Below are 26,796 nucleotides of genomic sequence, written 5' to 3' on the forward strand. Positions count from 1 at the left end.
TTTTAAATTACAAAGTGACAGACTTTTTTATTATCATCTTTTCAAATCCCATATTTACTTCACCGTTTCAATTCTTTATAGATTCGATTTACATAAAAAAAGCCCCCGACTTAAAGTCGGGGACCGAAAAATTATCTTTCTTCTTTTTTCTTGAATGCCAGTGCCATTGCAGCTGCGATTGAACTCATTAGAATAAATACATATCCTCTTACGTCCTTTCTGTCCTCTGTCTTCGGTACTGCAAGCGCCACTCTTGTACTGCTTGGTACAGGTGTCACTTTCTGTGGCTGTGGATTCTTGCTAGGTGTTGGGGTATCTATCAAGATCACAGGCTCTTCTATTGCATTCTTTGATGTTACTTTGTTGTCTACACTTACCTGTCCCGGTCTTACACTTGTGTTGCCGCTTCCTGAACTTCCACTTCCTCCTCTGCTTGTGTTTGAGCTTGTCGCTATTGACGGGGTCGCTAAAGGTCTTGTAGGTCTGATTACTACATCCTCATCTCTTCCCGGTATAGTGATCTGGCTTGGGGTTGCCACTCTTATCGGAGTGGTAGGTGTTGTCGGTGTACTTGGATTTACCGGTGTTACAGGGTTTATCGGATTTATCGGGTTAATCGGATTTATCGGGCTTGGGTTTATAGGAGTTACAGGGGTTACAGGTCCCGGTATTACTACCACGCTTGGGTCCTTCTTATAGATGTATGTTACTTCTATTCTTCCTGAACTGAATACTCCTGTCTCTGCTCCCTGTACAAGGTATAAACTATATCCGTTTATTGCCTTTGCCGCTGTTGCGTATGGCAAGCCGAGGCTTCTTGTTCCGTCAAGTATTTCATCACTTTCTATCGGTATTCCTGCAGTATTTACGTAATGGGCGATTACATCTCCTGCATCTCTTCTTCTGTATACATATGTTACAGTCTGGCTACCGCTTGTAAATGTTCCTGTTGCGTTACTTGGTACACTTATCAGATCGTAATTGTCAAATACCTTTGAACTTGTTGTATAGTTCTCTCCAAGTTTCTCTGTTCCGTCAAGTACCTCAGGAGTCTCTAAAGGTACATTTCCGTTCTCATCTATATGCTCTACTACAACATCTCCCGCATCATCACGCTTATAGATATAGTTTACAGTTATCGGATCTACTGTAAATGTTCCGTTTGCGTTACCCGGTACTACTATAAGTGTGTAATTAGGTATAACCTTAGGGGTTGTTGTGTATGGCAAGCCTACATTATCTGTTCCTGTTATTGTATCAGGTGTCTCAATTCTGTTTCCATGATTGTCCAGATAATTTATTGTTACTCCGCCTGAGCGCTTTCTCTTATATAGATATGTTACAGTTTGGCTTCCGCTTACATATGTTCCTGTTGCGTTACCCGGTACTGTATCTATCTCATAGTCTGAGTATGTCTCAGGGGTTGTTGTATACGGTAATCCCAGCTTTCTGCTTCCGTCAAGTACTGTCGGTGTGCTTAAGTCGCTGTTATCATATACTGATTTGTGGTATACGGTTACATCTCCCGCATCAGCTCTTCTATATACATAGGTTACTGTCTGTGGTCCCGGTGTAAATGTTCCTGTTGCGTTAGACGGTACACTCACTAATGTGAAGTTCGGTATTGTCTTTGATGTAGTTGTGTATGGAAGGCCGAGCTTTCCTGTTCCGTTTTGGGTCTCAGGTATATCTATCTCATTTCCGTCCTCATCTACATAAACGCTTGTCACATCTCCGGCAGGTATTCTTCTATATTCATAGATTACTGTCTGTGGTGTGTTTGTATATGTTCCGTTCTTATTTGCAGGTTGTGCTACCAACTCATAGTTAGGGATGTTCTTCTCTGTTGTTGTGTAGGCAAGTCCGAGTTTTCCGGCTCCTCCCATTACATCATCTGTATCCAGAGGTGTTCCTGTTCCCTGTTCTACATATTTTACAGTTATACTCTGAGCATCATTTCTTGTGTAAAGATATGTTACTTCTGTTGTTCCTGTAGCAGGATATGTTCCTGTATGTCCTGTCGGTGTCGCACTTACTACTGTAAAGTTTGTTACATTTGCAGGACTTGTTGTATATGGAAGTCCTGACTTTCCTGCACCACTTAAGTTTTCATCAGGTGATACAGATGTTGTTGTTCCCGCTTCATAGTGATGTACTAATACATTTCCTGCATCATTTCTTCTATAGAAATAAGTTACAGTCTGGTTTCCTGTAGTATAGGTTCCGTTCTTATTTGTCGGCTGGGCTACCAATGTAAAGTTCGGAATACTATGCTCTGTAGTTGTATATGGTAAGCCGAGCTTTCCTGTTCCATTCATTGTGGTATCAGGTACAAGCGGTGTTGTAGTTCCCTCTTCATAGTGGTGTACTACTACATCTCCTGCATTGTTTCTTACATACTCATATGTTACTACTGTTGTTCCTGTATTAGGATATGTTCCTGTATGATCTGTCGGGGTTGTGCTTACTACTGTGTAGTTTGCTACTGTTGCTGCATTTGTTGTATATGGTAAGCCTGCCTTGCCGGCACCGTTTAATGTCTCATCAGGGGCTACTGATGTTGTTGTGCCTTGCTCGTAGTGGTGTACCAATACATTTCCTGCATCATTTCTCTTATAGTAATAAGTTACTGTCTGATTACCGGTTGTATATGTTCCGTTCTGATTTGCCGGTGTGCTCACCAGTGTAAAGTTCGGAATATTTTGATCTGTAGTTGTATATGGAAGTCCGAGCTTTCCTGTACCGTTCATTGTGATATCAGGTACGAGCGGTGTTGTTGTTCCATCCTCATAGTGATGTACTAATACATTTCCTGCATCGTTTCTCTTGTACTCATATGTTACTACTGTTGTTCCGGTATTTGGATATGTTCCTGTGTGGTCTGTAGGGGTTGTATTTACTACTGTGTAGTTTGCTACAGTTGCAGGGCTTGTTGTATATGTAAGTCCTGACTTTCCTACTCCACTTAAGTTCTCATCAGGTGATACAGGGGTTGTTGTTCCCTGCTCGTAATGGTGAACTATAACATTTCCAACGTCTTTTCTTCTGTACTTATAGGTAACAGTCTGTGGACTGTTTCCATGGGTAAGGGTTGTTGCTCCTGTTGCACTTGGGCTTGTTGCACTTGGCGCTCCGCTTACATCTACACTTACAAACTCATAGTTGGCTATATCTGCCGACTTGTTTGTAAGGTTTTCATTTGTTCCAAGCTTTCCTGCTCCTGAGATGACCTCTGCACTTGGGCCGGCAGCTCCTGCAGGTGTGTAAAGCTCTGTTGTTGTTCCATCCTCTACGTGATGTACTGTTATATTTGAAGCATCTTTTCTCTTGTAGTAATAGTTTACTACCTGATTGCCTGTCTGATATGTAACTGTAGTATCTCCGCTTGCTGTCGGTGTGCTTGCACCTGCTGCTCCTGTTACATCTACATTTACAAACTCATAGTTGGCTATATCTGCTTCCTTATTTGTGAGGTTTTCACTTAAGCCAAGCTTTCCTGTTCCGTCGAAAGTCTGTGCACTTGGTGCTGCCGCTCCTGACGGTTTGTAAAGCTGATTTGTTGTTCCTACCTCATAGTGATTTACTGTGATATTTCCTGAGTTCTTACGCTTATATACATAAGTTACAGTGATATCATTTCCTGCCGGCGGATAGTTTCCTGTATGATTTGCAGGTGTTGCACTTACAAGCTCATAGTTTGCAAAAGTATCAGGTGTTGTTGTATATGGTAGACCAAGCTTTCCTGCTCCGTTCTTTGTCTCAGGACTCTTAAGCGGAGTATTTGTTCCCTGCTCTACATAATTTACTATAACATTTCCTGCATCTTTTCTCTTGTACTTATAGATTACTGTCTGTGCATTGTTTCCATGTGTAAGGGTTGTTGCTCCTGTGCTGCTTGGGCTTGTTGCACTTGGTGCTCCGCTTACATCTATTCCTACATATTCAAAGTTTGCTATATCAGCCGACTTGTTTGTTAGGTTTTCATTTGTTCCAAGCTTTCCTGCTCCTGAGATTGTCTCTGCACTTGGTGCAGCCGCTCCTGCAGGTGTGTAAAGCTCTGTTGTTGTTCCGTCCTCGTAGTGATGTACTGTTATATTTGCCGCATTCTTTCTTCTGTATCTATAGGTTACTGTCTGAGTTCCTGCTCTGTATGTAACTCCTGTAGCTCCTGTAGCTGTCGGGGTACTTGCTCCCGGTGCCGCAGTTACTTCAACGTTTACAAACTCATAGTTGGCTATATCTGCTTCCTTATTTGTAAGGTTCTCAACAAGTCCAAGCTTTCCTGTTCCGTCAAAGGTCTGTGCACTTGGTGCAGCCGCTCCCGCCGGTGTGTAAAGCTGTGTACTTCCACCTACCTCATAATGGTTAACTACGATATTTCCCGCATTCTTTCTTCTGTACTTATAGATTACTGTCTGTGCTGTATTTCCATGTGTAAGGGTTGTTGCTCCTGTTGCACTTGGAGTTGTTGCACTTGCAGCTCCGCTTACATCCACTCCTACAAACTCATAGTTGTCTATATCCGCTTCCTTGTTTGTAAGATTCTCTGTAAGTCCCAACTTTCCGCCACCGTTTATTGTCTCAGGTCCCGGAGACGTTGCTCCTGCCGGTGTGTAAAGTTCTGTTGTTGTTCCGTCAATGTAGTGATGGACTGTGATATTTGCAGCATCTTTACGCTTATATCTGTATGTCACTACCTGATTTCCTGTCTGGTATGTAACGCTTGTATCACCTGTAGCGCTTGGTGTGCTTGCACCGCTTGCTCCTGTTACATCCACGCTTACATACTCGTAGTTGGCAATATCTGCCGCCTTATTTGTTAAGTTCTCACTTAATCCAAGCTTTCCGCTTCCGTCAAAGTTCTGTGCACTTGGTGCTGCAGCTCCTGCCGGTGTGTAAAGCTGTGTACTTCCTCCAACCTCATAGTGGTTGACTGTAATATTTCCGGCATTCTTTCTTCTGTAAACATAAGTTACAGTGATATCGCTTCCTGCCGGCGGATAGTTTCCTGTATGGTTTGTAGGTGTTGCACTTACAAGCTCATAGTTTGCGAATGTATCAGGTGTTGTTGTATATGGTAGACCAAGCTTTCCTGCTCCGTTCATTGTAACAGGACTCTTAAGCGGAGTGTTTGTTCCCTGCTCTACAAAGTTTACTATAACATTTCCTGCATCATTTCTCTTGTAGTAATAAGTTACTGTCTGTGTTCCCGGTTGGTATGTACCGTTTTGATTTGTCGGTACTGTTACTACCGTAAAGTTTGGAATTGTCTGTGTTGTTGTGTTGTATGGCAATCCAAGCTTATTTGTTCCGTTTAATGTTACATCAGGTACAAGCTGTGTTGTTGTTCCCTGCTCATAGTGATGTACTATAACGTCTCCCGCATTTTTTCTCTTATAGTAATAAGTTACTGTCTGTGGGCTTGTTCCGTGAGTAAGTGTTGTTGCACCTGTCGATGTCGGTGTTGTCGCACTTGATGCTCCGGTAACATCTGTACTTACATACTCATAGTTTGCAATATCTGCAGCTTTGTTTGTAAGATTTTGTGTTGTTCCAAGCTTTCCTGCTCCTGAGATTGTCTCTGCACTTGGTGCAGCCGCTCCCGCAGGTGTATAAAGCTGTGTACTTCCTCCCACTTCATAGTGGTTTACTGTTATATTTGCAGCATCTTTTCTCTTGTATCTGTAGGTTACTGTCTGTGGTGCCGTTTGATATGTAACTGTTGTTTCACCTGTAGCTGTCGGCGATGTCGCTGAAGGTGCTCCTGTTACTTCCGTGCTTACATACTCGAAGTTGGCGATGTCTGCTTCTTTGTTTGTAAGATTCTCTGTCAGTCCCAGTTTTTCCGTTCCTACATAAGTTTCTGCACTTGGTGCTGCCGCTCCTGAAGGTGTATATAGCTGTGTACTTCCACCTACTTCAAAGTGGTTTACAGTTATATTTCCTGCAGTTTTTCTCTTGTACTTTAATACTACGACATTCTGTCCCGGATTTAATGTTCCTGTCAAAGGTCTGCCGTTTGTAAGATCAGGCTCCGCATACTCATAATTAGCCACACCTGTAAGTGTTGTAGGCGGTGTTACCGTATATGGATCTCTAAAGCCGTGAACGCTGTCAGTATCGGCCACATTTCCGCTTCCGGTATCAAGCGGTATCGGATTTCCTGCCATATCTACATATTTTACTTTCAATGTAGAATTACTTGCCACAAGCGCAGCATTTGCTGTTTTCTTATCATCACTTGGTGTAAGTGTAACGCTTGTTTCAAATACAGGATTGCTTCCCTGAGTTCCGTTAGCAAAGTCATTTCCTATTATAAGTGATGTAGAGTTAACACGGTTTGGACTTAGGGTATCTCCAATTCCCGGTGTTATCACTACTTTGTATGTTCCCGCTTTTGAGATGTTGTCAAAAGCGTAATCTCCGTTTGCATTGGCTGTGGTAGTCATCGGATTACCTGATTCATCAAGAACCGGATTACCGCTTGCATCATAAAGACTTACCGTTCTGCCTGCTGCAGGTACGTCATCATCAGTTGTAAGATATGTACCGTTTCCGCTTCCGCCTGCCGGTGGAACATCATAGTAGATCTTACCGCTGATCTTATACTTCTTCGGTACTACAACGTTGCTGAGTGCCTCAAATGCACCTGTATAGCTGTCTCCGGCAAATCCTGCAAAGGTATTTACCGCTTTGTTTGTGGTATCAAGAGGAGTGGTATCAGGCATCTTTGCTCTGAATGTGATATCATCCGCTGCACCGCTTGCCAGTGTATATCCCGGCTTCATCTTAAGTCTGAACATAGTAACCGCTGACCAGTCTGAAACCGATGAAGTCCATGTAGCGCCCGCATAGTTGGCAGCTATATTTCCTTCTGTAACAGGGGTTGTACTGTATTCATATGTATAGTTCGGATTAGGATCAAGTGGACCTGTAAGTCCAAGTCTGTATGTTGAACCTCTGCTAGCATAGTTACCCTGCTGATCAGGTGCAATTGCCTTATCACCCACATGTGGCAGGATATCAAAGAATGTAAATCCGCTAACTCCTGTTATAGAGTTATTGAAGATGTTGAGCTTATAGTCTACTATCTGCTCACTGTCAGGTGTTGTAAGCGATGAATATTGAGCAACATCCGAATCCGCTCTCTTTGATCTCTTTGTAAGAATCAACTCAAGCGGCGGTGAGTAAAGATATGTAGCCTTCTTGCTACTGAACTTCTCTGTAGTATTTCCGTCATTATCAAGGTCAAGTACATCTTCGTACTTACCGAGTACTTCATTAGAAGTAGCTTCTTCATTATTGTCCCATGACAAATATGTATCGATAGTATTCTGACCGCCTGCCATATTTCTTGTAGTCTTAAATCTTGGGCTGAAATATACATACTTATAACGGTCATTTCCCTCAGGAATATTTAAATCCGGAAGATCCCAGATATAGGCTGTCTTTCCTGTGTTCTTGAAGTTATACTCAACTCTGTAGTTACTCATAACAGCCGGTGTAAGTTCAGGATTCTGTCCTATACTTGTCTGTATACTCTTAAACTCAAGTGCCGGATCTGCAAGTAAGAAGAACTTAGGATTTTTTATTTTTCTGCCACCGGGCGGTAAAAAGTAATGGAATCTTATATTGTCGGTCATACTGAACTCTTCGTTCAGATACTTTGTTCCAAGATTCTGATTCTGTGTATCATGCTCATACTCTGCCGCAAAAGCCTTTGTCCATGTAACATAGTCACTTCCGGTACCTGTCCATGTTCTTCCGGCACCGTTATCTCCGTTTACTGTTGCAGTATTTCTTGTCTGAATATTACTGCTTGCATTATTCGGTTTTGACGCCAACTGCGCTTTTGCAGTATTATATGCATTTTCTTCAAAACGGAATCTGTATCTTATATCCACTACTCTTCCTGTAGGAGCCTGAATCTCTATAGGATTTGTAAACCTAAGCTCTATTTTCTTGTAGAATTTAGGAGTCGGAAGTCTTACCTCATCTGCATTACTTGTAATTTGAACATTTGTAGCAATTACTTCCTCACTGCCGTCATCCTTTACACCTACAAGCTTGTTGTTTGAAAGAGCTGCAAGCTGTGTATTGTCAAGCGCAGGTATGGTCTGTATAGTTCCTGAGGCATCTACAACTTTACCTGTAGGATTAAGGACTCTTATCTGATATCCCACAAGCTCCATATCTGTAACCGGTGTATCAACTACAGAACTTACTCTTGTATGGTATGTTCCCATAGTAGGGTATTCTTCAGGATTACCTACGTACCAGTTCCAGTTAAAGCCCATGTTATAAACATGCTCTGTCTTATCTCTGTCTGTAAAAGTAAATCTCCATGGACTGGCGCTTTTACTCATATATAATCCTCTATCAGTTGCCGGAACCCTAGGGAAGGACCAGTATCTTACAGAGCTCTTTGACTTCTCAAGAGAAGCCGTATCCAATGAACCGTCATCATTTACATACTGCCATGTAATAGGGAATTCCACTGTTACAGGAGACGCCTGTGTACCTACCGTCTGATTATTATATCTGATATTGAAACCTTCATTGGTATAGTTTAAGTTACTTTGAAACTCTACATCCTTACTTATAGTATGGTCTGCAGCATTATATGTCCAGCTGCTGTTTCTTGTATCAGTAGTATCAAAGTTTTCATTTGCAGGAAGCTGTACGGTAACTCTTGTCTTTCTTCTGTCACCACCTACAATCTTTGTCTCTGTACCGTGGTATGTACCTGCTGCCGGCCAGTTTGTTCTTCTTGTATTGAACGGAACATATGTAGCCAAATCGTTTGCCAGAGTTGTATTGTTTTGTAAACTGCTTGTACCCTGTGCATAGTAGTAATCTCTTCTGATATTATTGTTTTCATCTGTATATCCTACCGGATATGTCTTTGCAGAAAAGGTACTGTTGTTACTCTCAAGCAAAGTATCATTTGCATCATATACCTGGTATGGAATCACATAGGTCTCATCATTTGCCAATGAGCGATCCTTTATTGTTCCCTTAAAAGGTACTGTCTGAGTGGTACCCCCTCCAAGGCTTATAAATTTAAGTTTAACCTTGTGAAATTCGCTGTCTGAACTGTCAATGCTCAAATAGTTGCTTGCCGGTCTGTTTATCCAAGTAGAAATATTACTTGAATTTACAACCGGGAAAATTTTCTTTGGCAGATAAAGTACTCCATATGCTCCCGGAATACTCCTTGTAGTGGACGATATCGTAATATTTGCATAGAACGAAACCTCTTCTCCTACATAGAAATCACTGTTTCCTCTGCTGTTGACAACATTTCTGTCGTATGTAACCTCTGCCAAAATATCCGGATCGTTTACTATGCCGGGCGGACCCGCATAAGCTGTAAATAATTCACTCATTGACAGAAAAACCATCACAAATGACAAAAGAGCGGCTAACAGTCGCTTTCTAAAATTATTCATTATTCCTCCTATATACTTTAGTAAAAATATTAAAACTGTAAAATTATTGAGCCTTCTTTTTGATTGCTCCGCTATTTATATCCTGTTCAATACTTTACCATTTATGTGTACATTTAATGACTACCTCCCCTTACTCTACAATCAAAATGTTGCTTAAGACTTTTTCAAAGGGCTTTGAAAACACTTAGGTTTTCCATATTATTAAAGCTCTTCAATATCTTCTTAAAACATCCATTTATCAACAGTGCTCGATTATCATAGCATATGTTTTATAAAAAATCATTAATAAATTTATACAGTTTTTTAAAAAAACAATAATATATTTTAAATGTGAACTTTAAAGATTTTAAACGGTGTTAAAGCATAAAAAAGTCGGGATTTTCTTATCCCGACTCTGATATTATTCTATGTTTTTATCCTATCTAAAGCGCAATGTACCTCGTTTTTCCCTGGCTATAAGGTTACATACAAACGCCGCTGCCGGTATAATTCCCTGCTTAAATATTATGGCAAAGTCCACACTGTAAGCTCCATATACTGCAGCCGCTATAATACAAAAAAGTGACAAAAGTACCATTTCTTTATTTTTCCTTATCATACCGAAGATAATACCCAAACCCAAAAAACCGTTATACAGGCCCTGATTTGCAGCCATGATTACTGTCTGAGAAAGAAAATCCGCAGTCATATTCGGATTGATTTTCATTCCGGCCTGCTGCCAGAAAAACATTTCCAAAGCCATTATTCCAAAACATTCAATTGCCGCCAATACAGCTAAAATCTTTGCCGCTTTTAGCATAAATCCTCCTATATAATATTTTTGAGTTTTTTATTTTATATATATTAATGTAATAACACTATACGCCACTAAAGCTGTTATCATAAACAATGATATAAATGCCGATATAAAGTTCTCTTCATCTTCACTTTTTACAAGCGGCTTTATCTGTAGCGGCACCGGAAATCCTGTCGGACACATAAAGTATAATAATACTCCGGCTTTAAATATATTATCCGCCATATATGTCGGGAAGAAAATAAAAAATCCTATAATTATAACTACACATCCGCATATCCTTATTATACCCAGCTTCAAAAGCGGAAGCAGTAGAGATTTTTCCATCTTCAGCTCATAACCCAATGTAAAGAGGATTATTCCGGTAATAGGTGTGATCACCATCTCTATTGTAGATGTATAAACACTTCCAAGTTCGCTGTTCATCAAATGTCCTTGAATATCTGTCATATTGGAGACTATTCCGAATATAACCGCCAGCATAAACGGACTTAAGATTATTCTCTTTAATAATACCCTTATATCCGCTTTTTCTGAAAGATCCCTCGTAACAAGTATAGGAAGCAATCCAAAGTTTATTAAAATACCTGCCACATCAAATGTTAATATATTTACCGCATTTGACTTTGCCACCATGCTTAGGTATAGAGGCAATGCTACATTTCCACCTTCACAGGTAAGTAAGAGGAATGGCGAAATCTTTGCATATTTTCCTCCCTTCCCCACAATAATCTTTCCTACTATATATATTATTATCCATAACGCATCCACATATATTATCTGTGGTACAAAGCTTTCTGAAATCTTTGATTCTGCAAGTACATGATATACCAGTAATGGAAACAATATATTAAATACTATTTTCTTGGCCCCTTCATTTTGTTCCGGCTTTATCCACGAATACTTTCGGGATAAAAATCCCAAAAACATCATAAAGAAGACCGGAAATAATACTTCAACAGCTTTCATTAAAACTCCTTCTATCGTTTTACCGTCAAATTCTGCTCAGCCTGTCAGTCATCAGAGTATATATATCTATTACGCTTTCAAAAGTTGTCTTTATAATATTTGCAATTTCATTTGTATACCCCGGTGCAACTATTATTATAGCCTCAAGTTTTCTCTTCCTTGCCTCATCCGGTGAAATAATCGGAATATGTGATGCCGGTGCATATTTTCCCTGCTTAAAAGGTGCGGAATCTATTATACAGTCTACATAATCTGCAATACCTGTGGTTGCACAGAGGGTAAATCCCTGATGTGACGCTCCCCATATTGCTATTTTACCCGCTTTTGCATATTTTTTTACAGTTTCAAGCACCTCTGTTGCTATATCATTTTTCTTTGAAATGATACCGCAAATATCCGGAAGTTTTCTTTTCTTTACTATCATTGATATGGTGTCTCTGTTTACCGTTTCTTTTTCAAGTACTTCAAATCCGCATATATTTAAAAGATGTGTAAGGCTTTCAAAGCTGTAATAAGCTATATGATCCGGAATTATTTCATAGAAACTGTTTTGCTCCATGATATATTCAAAGCTTGGCACCGTAATGAGTCCATAACCCTCATCACATAGATTATTGTATATTGCTTTTAAATATGTTCTCGGATGCGGCTGATGCTCAAGGAAGTTAAAAGACATAAAAGCGTCAAAAGGTCCGTTCTTAAATATATGATCTTCACTCTCCGGGAAATCCTCATCCACTCTGAGTCCTGCTTCTTTTGCAATCTGTACAAGATCCTTTTTGTGTTCGGTGCCGTACCCTTCTACCGGAAAGTCTGAGAGCATGCCGAGGAATTCTCCTCTACCGCAGCCTACCTCTATTATCTTCTTTCCTTCCAATGATGCAAACTCTATAAAATGTTTATATTGGCTTTTTCTTAGGCCTTCCATTGTTGTGGAATAGCCGCCGGCTCTTATAACATCTCTATAATAATATACCGCATCATTTTTTAACTGCACAAGACCGCAATCCTCACAGACACATAGTGATACTTCTATACCGCTGTCTTTATCAAGTTCTTCCTTTGTCGGAATATCCTGTGCACTTGCCGGCATATTTTCTATTTTCATAAGTTCATGTAATGAACCTTTACAACTGATACATTTTTTCAAAAATATTCTCCTCTATAGCTTTTAATCTTTGATATCACACATATCCTTGATACCGCCGTCAAAGCCGTAAGCTTCTTTAAAGCCGATTTCCTTTAATAAACCGATACTCGGATTTAAAAAAGGTGTGCCCTCACTTGCAGCCTCTCTTTTTTCAACTATGATATTGCTGTTGCTTTTCAATATCCTCTTCATATCCTTTACATAGTCCATAAGCCGCTTATTATCTTCACCCGCTATATTGAACACATAATTCCCGTTTAAATTCTTCGTTGAAAGCAGGTAAATCGCATTACAAAGGTCTTTAATATATATATAATTCCAAGACTGTAAACATTCCCCGGTATGTACATCAATATTTTCTCTAAAATTATTGATACAGGAAGATATTAAAGAGGTCTCATGATCGCCTTTTCCAAACACTGAGAAAATACGCATATGCACATATTCTATGCCTAAATCATCTCCAAGTTTTTTAAGTTCTTTTTTTAATTCGAGCTTTGCCTTGCCATACTCCGATTTTGGTGAAGTTGATGAGTTTTCATCCTGTAAAGGTATTTGTTTGATGTCAAAATCCTTACCGTATACTTTTTGTATATCCTCCAGAGTCTGTCCGTATTCCGCCTGAGATCCTGCAAAGAGCATTCTTTTTGCATTCTTCTCCTTACATACTTTCATAAGCCTTTTTGCGAAATCTATATTTTCAGATTGAACGGCTTTATCCATTCTTCCTGTCTTGCCTATTCCGCCCCACGCCAGATGTATGCATATATCAAAATCTGTATCCAGTTTTTCTATATCCTTCATATCAAGAACTATAAGCTTGAATTTATTGTTTTTTTCATACTTTAAAAGCTCATCTTTGCCTCTTGCATTTTCTCTGACCAAAGCAAGTACTTCTTCATTTTTTGAGAGAAAGTATTCCACCAAATGTCTACCCAAAAACGAAGCCGCTCCTGTAATAAGTACTCTCATAGTTTACTCCGGCATCCTCGGTATTATCATATTCTCGTCCATTTCCTCATCTGAAAGGAATGGAACCAAATCTTCAAGCGGAGGACTCACCATTCTTCCGTCAGGCATTTGCTTACCTGATGACTTAGGCTCAAAGTTTTGCTCCGTAGTTACAAAGGCCTCACAGATTACAGGTCCCTCGGCTTTAAAGGCCTTTTCAACAGCATCCGCAATTTCCGAATTTGTCTTTGCACCGATATAATTTATACCGTAAGCATTTGCTATTTTTTCCATACTTGGGAATGAGAGGTCTCCACTGTCAGGTCCGATTCCAACCAAAGGCTTGTCACCGAAAAACTTATTTTGAGTCTGTCTGATACTGTGATATCCTTCATTGTTTATAAGGAATATTTTTATATCCGCCTTATGATGCACTATTGTCTGCAACTCCTGCAAATTCATTTGTATGCTTCCGTCACCTGTAATAAGTATCAGCTCTTTATCAAATCTCTTCCCTTCAATATTTGCCATATATGCTCCTATTGCGGCCGGCAAGTCATATCCCATGGATGCCACCGCAGAGTTTGATATAAATCTTTGACCTTTTTTTATAATGTATGAATGTCCGCCAACCACACAGGCAGATCCGTTTCCTACCACTGTAATCTGATTTTCTTTTGCCCTGTCACCTATCTCTTTTATAAAAGCATATACATTAGCTTTTTTACTGTCATCCTTTTCAAGGAATTCTTTCCTGCAGACCGGATATTTCTTTAACCAGTACTTAACTGTTTCATTCCAGCTCATTCCTTTAAGACCTTCACCGCCTTCAAATACAGGCGTCTTTTGCTCTTTTAATACATCTATAAGCTGTCGCATAAATACCTTACAGTCTGCATGAACAGGTATATCAATATGTACGGTAGGCTTTTTTAATTCTTCTTTATCAATATCATTTACTATGGTAAAGGCCTCTCTTGCCCAACCTTTATAGTTAAATCCTACCTGTCTGAGACTCAATCTTGATCCTACCGACAGTAAAAGGTCTGAGTTTTGCACAGTAAAGTTTCCCGGTCTGTCCCCGAAATTTCCCGGTCTTCCGGCGTATAGAGGATGGTCCACTTCTATACAGTCCTCCGAGTTCCACCCTACCACAACCGGAATATTTAAAATTTCTGCCAGCTCCATAAACTCTTTATGTGCATTTCCTATTCTGATACCGTTTCCGGCATTAAATACAGGTCTCTTTGCTTTTCTTATCCTGTCAATAATTTCTATAAACACATCCCTTGATAAAGGTTTCGGCTCATTACCGAGATCTAACTTTGTTCTGTTATCAACATCAATCTTATATGGTGAGGGCTTTGCCCAACCGTCACCACTGGACTCATAATTTCCGATATCAAAACCGATCAGTTCATCTTCTTCTATAATACTTCCCTGTACATCAAGCGGTATATCAAGCCAAACCGGTCCCGGTCTGCCATGTGTTGCAAGATAGGCACATTTTTCAACCAGATACCTGATTCTCATAGGTTCCGTTATCATTTCACTGTACTTACTCATACACTCTATTGATTTACAAATATCAAACTCCTGATCTCCCATAGCTCTGATACCTGTTCCCGAGTATCTGGCAGTCCAATCATACCTTACCTGTCCTGAAATTACAAACATCGGTATCGAATCAAGCCATGCACCGAGCACGCCTGTGATAGCATTTGTTCCCCCGGGACCTGTGGTAACACATAGCACCGCCATTTGGTTATTTATTCTGGCATATGCCTCAGCCGCCATTGCACAGGCCTGTTCATGATGATTATATGTAATGGTAAGACCCTCCTGATGTCCCAGTCCGTCATTCAGATGCATTGCTCCTCCGCCTGTAACACTGAAGCCATGGCTTATTCCAAGTTCTACAAGTCTTTTAGCAATATAATTGCTCAATTTGATTTTCATAGTATTCTCCCTGAATTCTAAGTACTTAAATTTTATATCAAGTCAAAATCACGACCAAAATATTTATAAAATATCAATACGATTATACCATAAGATTTATAAGTATTATAGCTTTTAACAAAGCCTTTTGATTTTATTATTATTGATTCAGTTCGTAGAGTTTTTGTTGGTAACTGTTCCAACCGAATTTTTTGTGTCCAAGTTATCAACAGCTTGTATCTATATTTTTCCTATACAGAATAATTTCTATGTACACAGTCTAAATGGTAACTAATAATGAACTTGACAACTTAATAACCACTCAGAAACTCTACCTTGGAGAAGACTGCCCATTTTTAAGATGTATCAAGTTGGTTATTGTGTCGTGAATAATTCAGGATAAATTATATCAAAAATTTTCTTTTGATATTTTCTTTTTATAATTATATATAAAATCAATTCTGTAAGCAGATATATAAAACTGCAAATTACAGCCAGACCTGTATAGGAGGTTAATGTCAATTGATTTATAATACCTATAATTATCCATGATATAACAAGCGCAGTCATAAAGGGAAGAACGAAAAGCCATCTCAATGTACTTGCAAGTATATCCTTTAACTCGGCTTTGCCAAGTCCTATTTTTATCATAATACTGTATTTTTTACTTTCTTCATCCACAAAGGAGTAAAGTCTTGAGTAGATAATACTTGCTATTCCTATTAAAAAGGATATACATAGTATACTTCCCACATAGGAAACCAGCCTTCTTGTAAGGTTTTCAATATCATAATAAAGACTGTAAGACATCAGGCTTTCTTTCCCATCTTCAAATCCTATAATATTTTTTAGAGCCTCCAAATCTTTAATACTTCCATTTGTTAAATCACTCTGTGTAAAAGCATATATTCTGTCTTTTACCAAAACCTGTGATAATGACTCATAGTTTTTATCCGAAACAACGGTAACACTTGTAAAATAGCCGGATATTGAAATTATTTTTTTATCGAATCCTGCTTCTTTAGTGATGCCATAGCCCGAAATCAAATCCTTTATTGTATCGGATAAAACAGGATTTTTTTTGCCATCCACGCCTATAAGGAAATATTCATTATCTGAGAGATTTATCTTTTCTCTGTTTAAGAAATCAGCTACTTCATTATACATAGTATTGGATAAAATAATATGTCTTACCGTTCTTGACTTGTTTTTAAGCTTGGCATAGGATATTGTAAGTTCTTTAAAGCTACCTATAGATTTAAGTTCCTCTGATATCAGCTCAGCCTTTTTTGCACCCTTTTCCTCATCTTCCCAGTTTGCATACATATATGAATAGGGCATTATCTTTTGAGTATCTTTTGATATACTAAGCGGTGCACCCACTATATATACAAAGGAGGTCAGTATTATGGAAAATAATATCATAGAGGCTGCCATGGTCTTTATATTTGTATTTATTTTATACTTAAAATTACTTAACTTTATCAAATTATTTTTTATATAAATACGCCCGCTTTTTTCCATAAAAAAATTATAGATATTAAAAATCAGATTATAAATAAAGTATGAAAAACTTATACCGGCAAGTATTTCAAATATATAGATAAAGCCGGAAAAATTCTTTTGTATATGTAAATAAATTGTAATGGGCAATATAATAATAACAGCTGTCAGTGAAAGCAGAAAATGATTTTTTTCAGCCAGTTCTTCTTTTTTTAATAGGTCTATTATTTTTTTCTTTCTTAAAATCACAGGAGCAATCAATGATATAAGTAAAAACAATCCGCCCATTAAAAAAATAGTGAGTATCAGCGGAGTAAGAGGAAAATAAAAGTATAAATTTAATCCGTCTATCAGTGATTGTGCAATCATTAAAAATATTTTTGAAAAAATCAATCCCATTATTATTCCGATAAGCAGTGCAAATATTGAAATTATTATATTTTCAAAAAAAATCAGTGTATTAAACTGCCCGTTACTTGCACCTATAATATTCAGTATTGCAAATTGTTTACTTCTGTTTTTTAAAAAATTGCCCACAGAATATAAAATCAGTACAAAGGAAAAAAGCATGGATATTATACTTGCCATAAATAATATAATACCTATAGTGCTTCCCGAATCCACTATTTTTAATGCCGGATGCATGGCAAGGTTTGAAAATAAAAAGAAGATAAAAACAGAGAATACACAGCTTAAAAAATGATATAAATAAGTTTTAAAATCTCTTTTTATATTATTATATGCAAAATTAAATAATGTCAATTTCATCACCTCCAAGCAAACTCATAGTGTTCATTATCTCTCTTTTATAGTTTTTATCATCATTCCTGTTAATGATCTCCTGATAAATATTGCCGTCTTTTATGATATAGGTTTTATCTGAATATGATGCGATATTGGGATCATGGGTTACCATAATAACGGTTACATTCATGGATTCATTAAGTTTTTTAAAAAGCTTCATCACATCATTTGCCGCCTTTGAATCCAAATTACCGGTCGGTTCGTCTGCAAGCAGTATGGAAGGTTCATTTATTACAGCCCTTGCTATAGCCACTCTTTGAGCCTGTCCCCCTGATATTTCATAGGTCCTTTTATGAAGTAAATGGGAGATACCGAGAAGTTCACTGATTTCTTCAAGTTTTGTTTTCATTGTTTTAATATCAGCCTTATCAAGTGTAAGAGGAAGTATTATATTTTCTCCGACTGTTAAGGTATTTATTAAATTAAACTGCTGAAATACAAAGCCCAGTTCTTTTCTTCTGAATGTTGAAAGCTGTTTGGAATTCATTTCATAGGGATTTTTACCCGCAATTAAAACCGAACCTGAAGTGGGTTTATCAATAGTGGATATAGTATTTAAAAAGGTACTTTTTCCGCTTCCGCTGGGGCCCATTATAGCAACAAATTCACCCTTGGAAACTTCCATATTTATATTCTCCAGGGCTTTGAATGATATCTTTCCCTTATATATTTTTTCAAGATTTGAAACTTTTAATATCATATTTTACTCCAAAAATTTTAGTAGTAGTTTTAATAACCCTCTCCAAGGTCCTTTTAAATTAAATATTTTAATCTATGCCATGATTTTAGCAGATGCAATATAAAATAAAAATCCGGTAATATTACAAAAGCTTACATTTTTGTAATATTACCAGTATATGGATTTTATTAAAAAATAATGGTCATTGTTGTGCCGTCATTTATATTCGAGTTCACCTCTATTTTATGTCCCAGATATTCACTGACCTTTTTGACTATATAAAGTCCTATTCCGCTGGAATCGGCATTATTTCTTCCGTTTTTCCCTATATAGAACAGTTCAAAAATGTTTTTTAAATCAGCAGACTCTATTCCTATACCATGGTCAATGATAGAGAGGTAAACTTTATCTCCATTTTTCTGCGCACTTACATTTACTGTTTGACCGATATTACTGTATTTTACCGCATTGGTGAGGAGCTGGTGAATAACTAATTTCAACCATTTGGAGTCTGAATACACATAGATATCATCATTTATATCAAGCCTCGGATATATCTGAGATGTTATAAAATAATCCTTTAAGCTATTGATACATTCCTTACAAATACTCTTAAGAGCTACTTTTTCGGATACAAAATCATTTTTAAATTGATCCAAACGGTAGATATCAAGGATTTGATTCAGATTGTATTCCAAAGTATTTATATTTCTGACTATCTTTTTATAATCATCCTCATCACTGTGATTTTCACAAATAAGCTTAAGCACAGACAGAGGTGTTTTCATCTGATGGACAAATCTGTATATCATAACTTTTTGTATTCTTTTATCCTGCTTTTGTGCTATTTCCTTATCGCTGCTACTTTTTATTATTTCCTCAATCATCAGATTATAATTTTTTTCAAGTTCACTTCTTGGCTCTTCAATCAGATAATCATTTAAAATAGGGCTTTTTAGTAAGAACTTTTCATATATCCTCCCTGTTTTATAAAGTCTGATTAAAATAAACAAGCTCAGCATAAAAAATACTAAGAATCCGAAATAAAAAATCTCATCAACCCATATTCCCTTAATAAAAAATAAGATACCAAAGAAAAATAATTGTGTCAGGAATACAATCAAATAAAGTAAAATATTATCTGAAAAAAATAATTTTAAACTATCTTTATTTTTCATATTCCACCTTATAGCCCATACCCCTTACGGTTATTAGCTGTAGTCCGGATTCCAGATCCTTAAGCTTCTTTCTTACCCTGCTGACAGTTACATTCAAGGTGTTTTCTTCTACAAACATATCACTGTCCCAGATTTCAGAAAGTATTTTTTCACGACTTACCACATTTGGATAGCTCTCAAACAAGATACCTATTAAGATTGCCTCATTTTTTGCAAGATCAATCTGATTATCTTTGCATTTTAGTGTAAAGCGCAGCTTATTAAAGGAGCAGTCTCCAAGTTCAAGCGCCGATTCACCTCCTGAGTATTCGCCATAGGCTCTTCTGAGTTGAGAATTGATTTTTGCAAGTAAAAGTTCATAGGAGAACGGTTTTGTGACATAGTCATCACCTCCGCTCATAATTGCCCTGACCTGATCATAATCCTCGGTTCTTGCAGACATAAATATGATGGGAACCTTGGTCGCTTTTCTGATTTCGCTACACCAGTAAAAGCCGTCATAGTATGGGATATTGATATCAAGCAGGATTAAATTAGGGCTGTGCTTTTCAATAAACTTATCAATATTTTTAAAATCTTCACAAATAAAAACTTCAAAATCATATCTTATAAGATGTTCCCTTACAATATTTGCAAGATCGGAATCATCTTCAATCATACATATTTTAAATGTCATATTTTTATCCTTTAAATTTAGTCTTTAAAATATTTTATAGTATAACATTTATCTACCTGTCAAGTTAATAGATATATGTTGAAGATTTTATAAAGACTTAAACATTAACCTGAATTATTCACGGCACAATATTTAAATTAAAAACTGTGATATAAATATTTAAACTTAGTCCATGACGCTATAACAATCATGATACATCTAAAAGTAGGTGGACTTCTCTCAGGCAGAGTTTGTAAGTATTTATTAAGCTGTCAAGGTTCATTATTAGTTGCTATTCCGTCTTTATACATAGCTTGTTGATATTGCATAAGATCTCATAGAACTCATCCTTTTCCTTACATAATGTTTCTTGTAAGGCTAAAAACTATTCAATCTTACCGGAAATATGATTCATGTACTCACATCAGAAATGTTGTATTTACGTAAATTTACCGACAAAAACTCCACTAACCGAATCAATCCTAATAAAATTGAAAAATAATTTTCAGCATTTTTCACAATGGAAATATATTACCCGTGTACGGTAACCAGAATGGTAATAATAGTGTTTATATGATATATTTGAATCAAATGTTTTATTGAGGAAAGGATATCAAAACAATATGGGTATGAGAATATTAATATATGGAGCAGGTGTAATAGGTTCATTATATGCGGTAATATTTTCCAATGCGGGTTATGATGTCAGCATCTATGCAAGAGGTCCCAGATTAGAAAAGCTAAGATCAAAGGGACTGTTATATTTAGAAAATAAAAATATCAAAAAAGCTAGAGTTAAGCTATGTTCAAAACTTTCAGATACTGATATTTATGATTTTATTTTCCTGACAGTCAGAAACGATCAACTTAAAAAAGCATTGACGGAACTAAGAACAAATAAAAGTAAATGTATAGTAACTATGGTAAATAACCTTTTTGAATATCAAGAACTTGAGAAAATAGCCGGTATGGGCAGGATACTTCCCGCATTTCCGGGAGCAGGGGGCAGCATCACCGATGATATACTGTATGCTTCACTTACTCCAAGATTTATACAGTTAACAACATTTGGAGAAATCACAGGTGTAAAGACCAAAAGAAGCAAATATCTTGCCAAAATATTTAAAAAATCAAAAATCCCCTATAAGGAAATAAGAGATATGTATAAGTGGCAACTTTGTCATTTAGCAATGGTAATACCTATTGCAGATGCATATTATGAAGCTGTATGTCCTAAAAAGGTGGGACTTGAAAAAAATATACTACAAAAAACAGCAAAAAGATTAAAAAGAAATTTTATATTTTTGAAAAAAGATTTGGGAGAGATCTCTCCTTGGAAGCTTAATATTTTTATAGTAGTACCTGTTAAGATATTAGCTTTTGCTTTAAGATTTTTATTTAAAAGCAGTTTCAGTGATAAATTTATGTATCGGCATTCGATGAAGGCAAGGAGTGAGATGATAGGACTGCATAGGGAGTTTTATATCAAGCTCCAACAGCCCTTGCACCCGGGACAAAGGCAGCTTACATAGAAAGAATTGTGTTTCCAAATATAAATATCTAAAAAATATTCATATTTTTTTTATAACCAGTGGACTTTGTTGATAATTTCGCATAAATACAATATTTCTGATATAATCATACAATAAAATAAGGTGAGTGTATAAATCAGTGCCGACCACAAAAAACACAGCAGAACGCTGTTTAAGAGATTATAAGTGGTAGCAGATTTTTGCAACTAAATTTCGAATCTTTGAAATCATCGAAGAATTATGCCGGAGCAAGGGTGTGTTATACTCCATAAGTTTACCCGTGTATAGTGTAACATTTTGTATATCCTTTTTTAATTCAAAAATAAAAACTCCCCTGAAATCTCTTTCTTTTTTCTTACAGTTTCTTACCATTATATTTATTCCCTTTTCAATCGAAAAAATATTGCTATAATGATAGAACAAGCTACAAGAATGTAGTTTGAATATATTGATGGAAAATGAGGTCAGTTATGTTTAAGAAAACTATATCTATGCTATTGCTTACTGCCACTATTTCCATGACTGTTGCTGTACCCGGCTATGCTGCCATGAAAATTACAGACGCTAACTCCTTTAAATGGAGTCAGACAGGCAGTGAGTGGAAAGTTGTTGATGGTTCAGGTAAACCCGCTACAGGCTTTATCAGTTACAATGATCAGACTTATTTTTTAGATAAGAACGGCATCATGAAGACAGGTTGGATTAAGTCTTCAGGCTCTTGGTATTACTTAAATGACAATGGAACATTAGCTGTGGATCAGTGGATCGACAATTACTATGTGGACTCCACCGGTAAAATGACCAAAATACAGTAGGATAAAGATAAAGAGGCATTGATTTATTCAATGCCTCTTAGTGGTTTTACAGCTTTAAGCCGTCTGTGTACTTACAGCTTTGTAATATCCACTACATCTGTTTTTTGCTCTTTGTTTTCCAATGAACTTACCAGCGCTTTTGCAGTATCAAGTGAGGTGAGCACATTCACTCCGGTCTCTATGGAATTTCTTCTTATTGTAAATCCGTCTTTACTTCTTGCCACTCCCTGTTTAGGTATATCTATAACAAGGTCTATCTCATGACTTAGTATAAGATCAAGTATATTCGGCCCCTCCTCCTCAAGCTTTCTTACATAAATTGCATTAATTCCTCTTTCATTTAAAAACTTTGCCGTACCGCTTGTTGAATATATCGTATATCCGAGAGCGGCAAATCTTTTTGCAATTTCCACGGTTTTGGCCTTTTCGCTGTCTCTGACTGTAATAATCATTTTCTTATACCTCGGCAATCTTATTCCGGCTCCTGCAAAAGCCTTATACAAAGCTTCATTAAAACTTTTTCCTATACCTAAACATTCACCTGTGGATTTCATCTCAGGCCCCAGAGAAATATCGGCTCCCTTTATCTTTTCAAAAGAAAATACCGGCATCTTTATAGCCGTTAATTTTGATTCCTTTGCAAGCCCTGTTCCAAATCCCATATCACTTAATTTTTCCCCGCATATCACTCCTGTTGCAAAAGATATTACAGGTATACCTGTCACTTTACTGATATATGGAACGGTTCTTGACGAACGCGGATTTACCTCTATAACATAAACCTTCTCACCGTCAACAATGAACTGTATATTTATCATCCCCTTTACATGTAAAGCCTTAGCCAACCTATCGGTATAAAAAGCTATCTTATCCTTTATAGCAGGACTTAAGGTCTGTACCGGATATACACTTATGGAATCACCTGAATGTACTCCCGCTCTTTCTATATGTTCCATAATCCCCGGAATAAGTATATCCTCTCCGTCACATATGGCATCCACCTCTATTTCTTTTCCTACAATATATTTATCTACCAGTATAGGATGATCCTGTGCGATTCTGTTTATAATATCAATGTACTCCTTAGTATCGCTGTCATTTATTGCTATTTGCATACCCTGACCTCCAAGTACATAAGAAGGTCTTACAAGCACCGGATATCCGAGTCTGCCTGCCGCCTCCAGTGCATCTTTAACCGTATATACCGTTTCTCCGCTTGGTCTGGGTATTTCACATTCCTCCAGTATTTTATCAAAAAGCTCTCTGTCCTCTGCGGCATCCACATCCTTTGAATCTGTGCCAAGTATCTTTACTCCCATTTTTATCAGGCTTTCCGTCAGCTTAATTGCAGTCTGCCCTCCAAACTGCACCACGGCACCGTCAGGTTTTTCTATATCCGCTATACTTTCAACATCTTCAGGTGTAAGAGGCTCAAAGTAAAGCTTGTCTGCAATATCAAAGTCCGTACTTACAGTTTCGGGATTGTTATTTATTATAACGGTCTCATATCCCCTTTTTCTAAACTCAAGAGTGCAATGTACACTGCAAAAATCAAACTCTATTCCCTGTCCGATTCTTATAGGACCCGATCCAAGTACAAGTACTTTTTTCTTTTTATTTGATTTTACCTCATTTACTCCGTCATAGCAGGAATAATAATAAGGTGTTTGTGCCTCAAACTCTCCGGCGCAGGTATCAACCATCTTATAAGCCGCTCTTATACCGAACTTAAGCCTGAGATTCTTTATATCCTCTTCATTTTTTCCTGAAAGTATTCCTATAAGTTTATCTGTAAATTCAAGCCTTTTTGCTTCCCTTAAAAGCTCTTTTTCAAGGCTTTCACATGGCAGCCTCTTTTCCATCTTTACAATATTGAAGATTTTTGAAATAAACCAATTATCAATTTTTGTTATCTTATGTATCTCATCAAATGAAATTCCTTTTCTGAGTGCTTCGGCAATTACCCACATCCTCTTATCATCTACTTTTTTGAGCTCTTCTTTTAAACCGGCTGTATCAAAACCGCTGTAGTCATAGCTTAAAAGACTGTCTACATGTTGCTCCAGTGAGCGTATTGCCTTCATAAGAGCACCTTCAAAATTAGTGCATATGCTCATCACCTCACCGGTTGCCTTCATCTGTGTACCAAGAACTCTCTTTGCACTTATAAACTTGTCAAACGGCAGCCTTGGCATCTTAACAACCACATAATCAAGCATAGGTTCAAATGCCGCACAGGTCTTTTTTGTTACGGCATTTTTTATTTCATCCAAAGTATATCCAAGTGCAATTTTTGCCGCCACCTTTGCTATCGGATATCCTGTTGCTTTACTTGTAAGAGCTGAGGATCTTGAAACTCTCGGATTTACTTCTATTACACAGTATTCAAGGCTTTCGGGATTCAAGGCGTACTGAACATTGCATCCTCCTGTAATTTCAAGCTCTGTGATGATATTTAAAGCCGAGCTTCTAAGCATTTGATATTCCTTATCACCAAGAGTCTGACTCGGTGCCACCACTATTGAATCTCCGGTATGTACTCCCACAGGATCTATGTTTTCCATATTGCAGACAGTGATAACATTACCTATACCGTCACGCATTACCTCATACTCTATTTCTTTCCAACCTGCAATACATCTTTCTACAAATACCTGACCTACCCTTGAGAGTCTGAGTCCGTTTTCAAGAGTTTCTCTAAGCTCTTTTTCATTGTATACTATTCTTATTTATATATCTTAATCCCTCATTTGTTGAATCATTTACATTTATAAATGCCGGCATACATACATTTTTGTCTAATGTACTCTCATCCACCGCATACCCGTGATTTTGTGAAGATATGTATGTTCTTCCGCTTTCCAAATCCTTTACAGGATGATTTCCGCCTCTATGTCCGTACTTTAATTTATACGTATCGGCACCTGTTGCCAATGCCATAAGTTGATGCCCGAGGCAGATTGCAAATATCGGAATATCAGTATCATAAAGCTTTTTTATTTCTTTTATTATAGCTGTATTTTCCTTAGGGTCTCCCGGACCGTTGCTTAACATAATACCGTCAGGTCTTAGATTTATAATGTCCGCTGCACATGTATCATATGGCACAACTATGACTTCACAACCTCTTTTTTGCAGTTCTTTTGCAATACTTTTTTTGGCTCCGAAATCCATCAAAACAACCCTCTTTTTATTTCCCGGTAGAGTATATATTTTTTCTGTAGAGGTTTTCTTTACCACTCCCTTTACTCTGTATTCATTTATCCTTTGAGTGATTTGAGCCATGTCAAAAGATGATTCACATACTACCATCCCGTTCATAGTTCCATACTCTCTAAGCCTCTTTGTCAAATCTCTGGTATCAATACCGCTAATACATGGAATATTATTTGATTTTAAGAAATTTTGAACACTGTCTTCATTCCTGAAATTAGATGCGAACTCAGATAATTCTCTTACTAAATGCGTCTACCCACGGTCTCTTTGATTCTTTATCGTCATAACAAACACCGTAGTTTCCAATCAACGGATATGTCATAACAACAGCCTGTCCGGCATATGACGGGTCGGTCAATACCTCCAAATACCCTGTCATGGAGGTATTAAACACTATTTCACTGACCACATTCTTATCAGCCCCGACACTTTTTCCCTCATACATACTTCCATCTTCCAAAATCAGATATGCTTTCATTTTTCCCTCGACTAAAAATATTGTTAAATTTGAAATGTTTTATTTGATTTATTACTTCAGATATTCTTTGATTTTATTTTTTAGAATCGGTACTACATCTTCTTCAAACCACGGATTTTTCTTCAGCCATATCATATTCCTTGGTGAAGGATGTACTATAGGTAAATACTTCGGTAAGTATTCATTATATGCTTTTACGGTCTCTGTCAGATTGGACTTTTCTTTATCGCCCAAATAGTATTTCTGAGCGTATTGTCCTATTAGAATAATTAGATCAACTTTAGATAATTCTTTTAATATTTTTGGATGCCACTTGGCTGCAAAATCTTTTCTTGGAGGTAAATCTCCGCTTTTACCTTTTCCCGGATAATAAAAGTCCATCGGTACAATGGCGAAGATATCAGATTCATAAAAAGTCTTTTCATCTACCCCCATCCATTCTCTTAGCCTGTCACCGCTTTTATCAAACCAGTACTTTCCGGCCTCCTGTGCTTTGATTCCCGGAGCCTGACCTACAATCATTACTCTGGCATTCTCCGGTGCCGAAAACAGCGGCTCTATTCCGGCTTTTGTAAATTTTTCATTTTCCTTGTCCGACATTATCTCATCAAATATCTTTTGAACATTTCCTGAAAACATAAGTCTCCTTATCCACATTTAAAAATGACTATCAACATTTG

13 protein-coding genes and 2 pseudogenes are annotated in these 26,796 nt (G+C 37.3%); 2 read left to right on the forward strand and 13 right to left on the reverse strand.

Annotated elements, in window-relative coordinates:
- Positions 1-131: 131 nt before the first annotated feature.
- The 10 genes from HMPREF1135_RS10135 to HMPREF1135_RS10180 form a co-directional block, all read right to left on the reverse strand.
- A complete protein-coding gene (locus tag HMPREF1135_RS10135) occupies positions 132-9,452 on the reverse strand; it encodes a MucBP domain-containing protein (protein ID WP_007594857.1) in 9,321 nt (3,106 codons plus the stop codon).
- A 418-nt stretch (positions 9,453-9,870) separates the two neighbouring features.
- Positions 9,871-10,251: a DUF1304 domain-containing protein gene (locus HMPREF1135_RS10140; RefSeq protein WP_007594858.1), complete on the reverse strand. Its 381-nt coding sequence runs from the start codon at positions 10,249-10,251 to the stop codon at positions 9,871-9,873.
- A gap of 30 nt (positions 10,252-10,281) precedes the next feature.
- The gene (locus HMPREF1135_RS10145) at positions 10,282-11,217 is read right to left on the reverse strand and encodes an AEC family transporter (RefSeq protein WP_007594859.1); all 936 of its coding nucleotides are present in this window, start codon (positions 11,215-11,217) and stop codon (positions 10,282-10,284) included.
- A gap of 25 nt (positions 11,218-11,242) precedes the next feature.
- Positions 11,243-12,367, reverse strand: a complete 1,125-nt coding sequence (locus HMPREF1135_RS10150; RefSeq protein ID WP_007594860.1) for a class I SAM-dependent methyltransferase — start codon at positions 12,365-12,367, stop codon at positions 11,243-11,245.
- 21 nt (positions 12,368-12,388) lie between these two features.
- Positions 12,389-13,339 (reverse strand): NAD-dependent epimerase/dehydratase family protein, encoded by a 951-nt coding sequence (locus HMPREF1135_RS10155; protein ID WP_007594861.1) that lies wholly within the window; start codon positions 13,337-13,339, stop codon positions 12,389-12,391.
- A gap of 3 nt (positions 13,340-13,342) precedes the next feature.
- Positions 13,343-15,277 carry a thiamine pyrophosphate-binding protein gene (locus tag HMPREF1135_RS10160; protein WP_007594862.1) on the reverse strand — a complete coding sequence of 645 codons (1,935 nt, stop codon included), beginning with the start codon at positions 15,275-15,277 and terminating at the stop codon, positions 13,343-13,345.
- A 354-nt stretch (positions 15,278-15,631) separates the two neighbouring features.
- Positions 15,632-17,527 (reverse strand): FtsX-like permease family protein, encoded by a 1,896-nt coding sequence (locus HMPREF1135_RS10165; protein ID WP_242824853.1) that lies wholly within the window; start codon positions 17,525-17,527, stop codon positions 15,632-15,634.
- On the reverse strand, positions 17,508-18,263 hold the full coding sequence (locus HMPREF1135_RS10170; protein WP_007594865.1) for an ABC transporter ATP-binding protein: 756 nt from the start codon (positions 18,261-18,263) through the stop codon (positions 17,508-17,510). Before HMPREF1135_RS10170 ends, HMPREF1135_RS10165 begins: the two co-directional genes overlap by 20 nt.
- Before the next feature lie 167 nt (positions 18,264-18,430).
- Positions 18,431-19,420: a sensor histidine kinase gene (locus HMPREF1135_RS10175; protein WP_007594866.1), complete on the reverse strand. Its 990-nt coding sequence runs from the start codon at positions 19,418-19,420 to the stop codon at positions 18,431-18,433.
- Positions 19,410-20,096 (reverse strand): response regulator transcription factor, encoded by a 687-nt coding sequence (locus tag HMPREF1135_RS10180; RefSeq protein WP_007594867.1) that lies wholly within the window; start codon positions 20,094-20,096, stop codon positions 19,410-19,412. Before HMPREF1135_RS10180 ends, HMPREF1135_RS10175 begins: the two co-directional genes overlap by 11 nt.
- 608 nt (positions 20,097-20,704) lie before the next feature.
- Here HMPREF1135_RS10180 and HMPREF1135_RS10185 point away from each other — a divergent pair.
- Complete coding sequence (locus tag HMPREF1135_RS10185) at positions 20,705-21,607, forward strand: ketopantoate reductase family protein (protein ID WP_034243507.1); 903 nt, start codon at positions 20,705-20,707, stop codon at positions 21,605-21,607.
- Positions 21,608-22,065: 458 nt separating this feature from the next.
- The gene (locus HMPREF1135_RS10190; protein ID WP_242824854.1) at positions 22,066-22,422 is read left to right on the forward strand and encodes a choline-binding protein A; all 357 of its coding nucleotides are present in this window, start codon (positions 22,066-22,068) and stop codon (positions 22,420-22,422) included.
- A 71-nt stretch (positions 22,423-22,493) separates the two neighbouring features.
- On the opposite strand, the pseudogene carB reads toward HMPREF1135_RS10190, so the two are convergent.
- The 3 genes and pseudogenes from carB to HMPREF1135_RS10205 all read right to left on the reverse strand — a co-directional run.
- A pseudogene (gene carB / locus HMPREF1135_RS10195) lies at positions 22,494-25,145 on the reverse strand (carbamoyl-phosphate synthase large subunit); the annotation flags it as partial.
- Positions 25,144-26,116, reverse strand: a pseudogene (locus HMPREF1135_RS13805) (carbamoyl phosphate synthase small subunit); the annotation flags it as partial. The pseudogenes carB and HMPREF1135_RS13805, both read right to left, overlap by 2 nt.
- Positions 26,117-26,167: 51 nt before the next feature.
- Complete coding sequence (locus HMPREF1135_RS10205) at positions 26,168-26,755, reverse strand: uracil-DNA glycosylase family protein (protein WP_007594882.1); 588 nt, start codon at positions 26,753-26,755, stop codon at positions 26,168-26,170.
- Between the last annotated feature and the right edge of the window lie 41 nt (positions 26,756-26,796).

Origin of the sequence: Lachnoanaerobaculum sp. OBRC5-5, from assembly GCF_000296385.1 — a bacterium.
Lineage (GTDB): Bacteria > Bacillota > Clostridia > Lachnospirales > Lachnospiraceae > Lachnoanaerobaculum.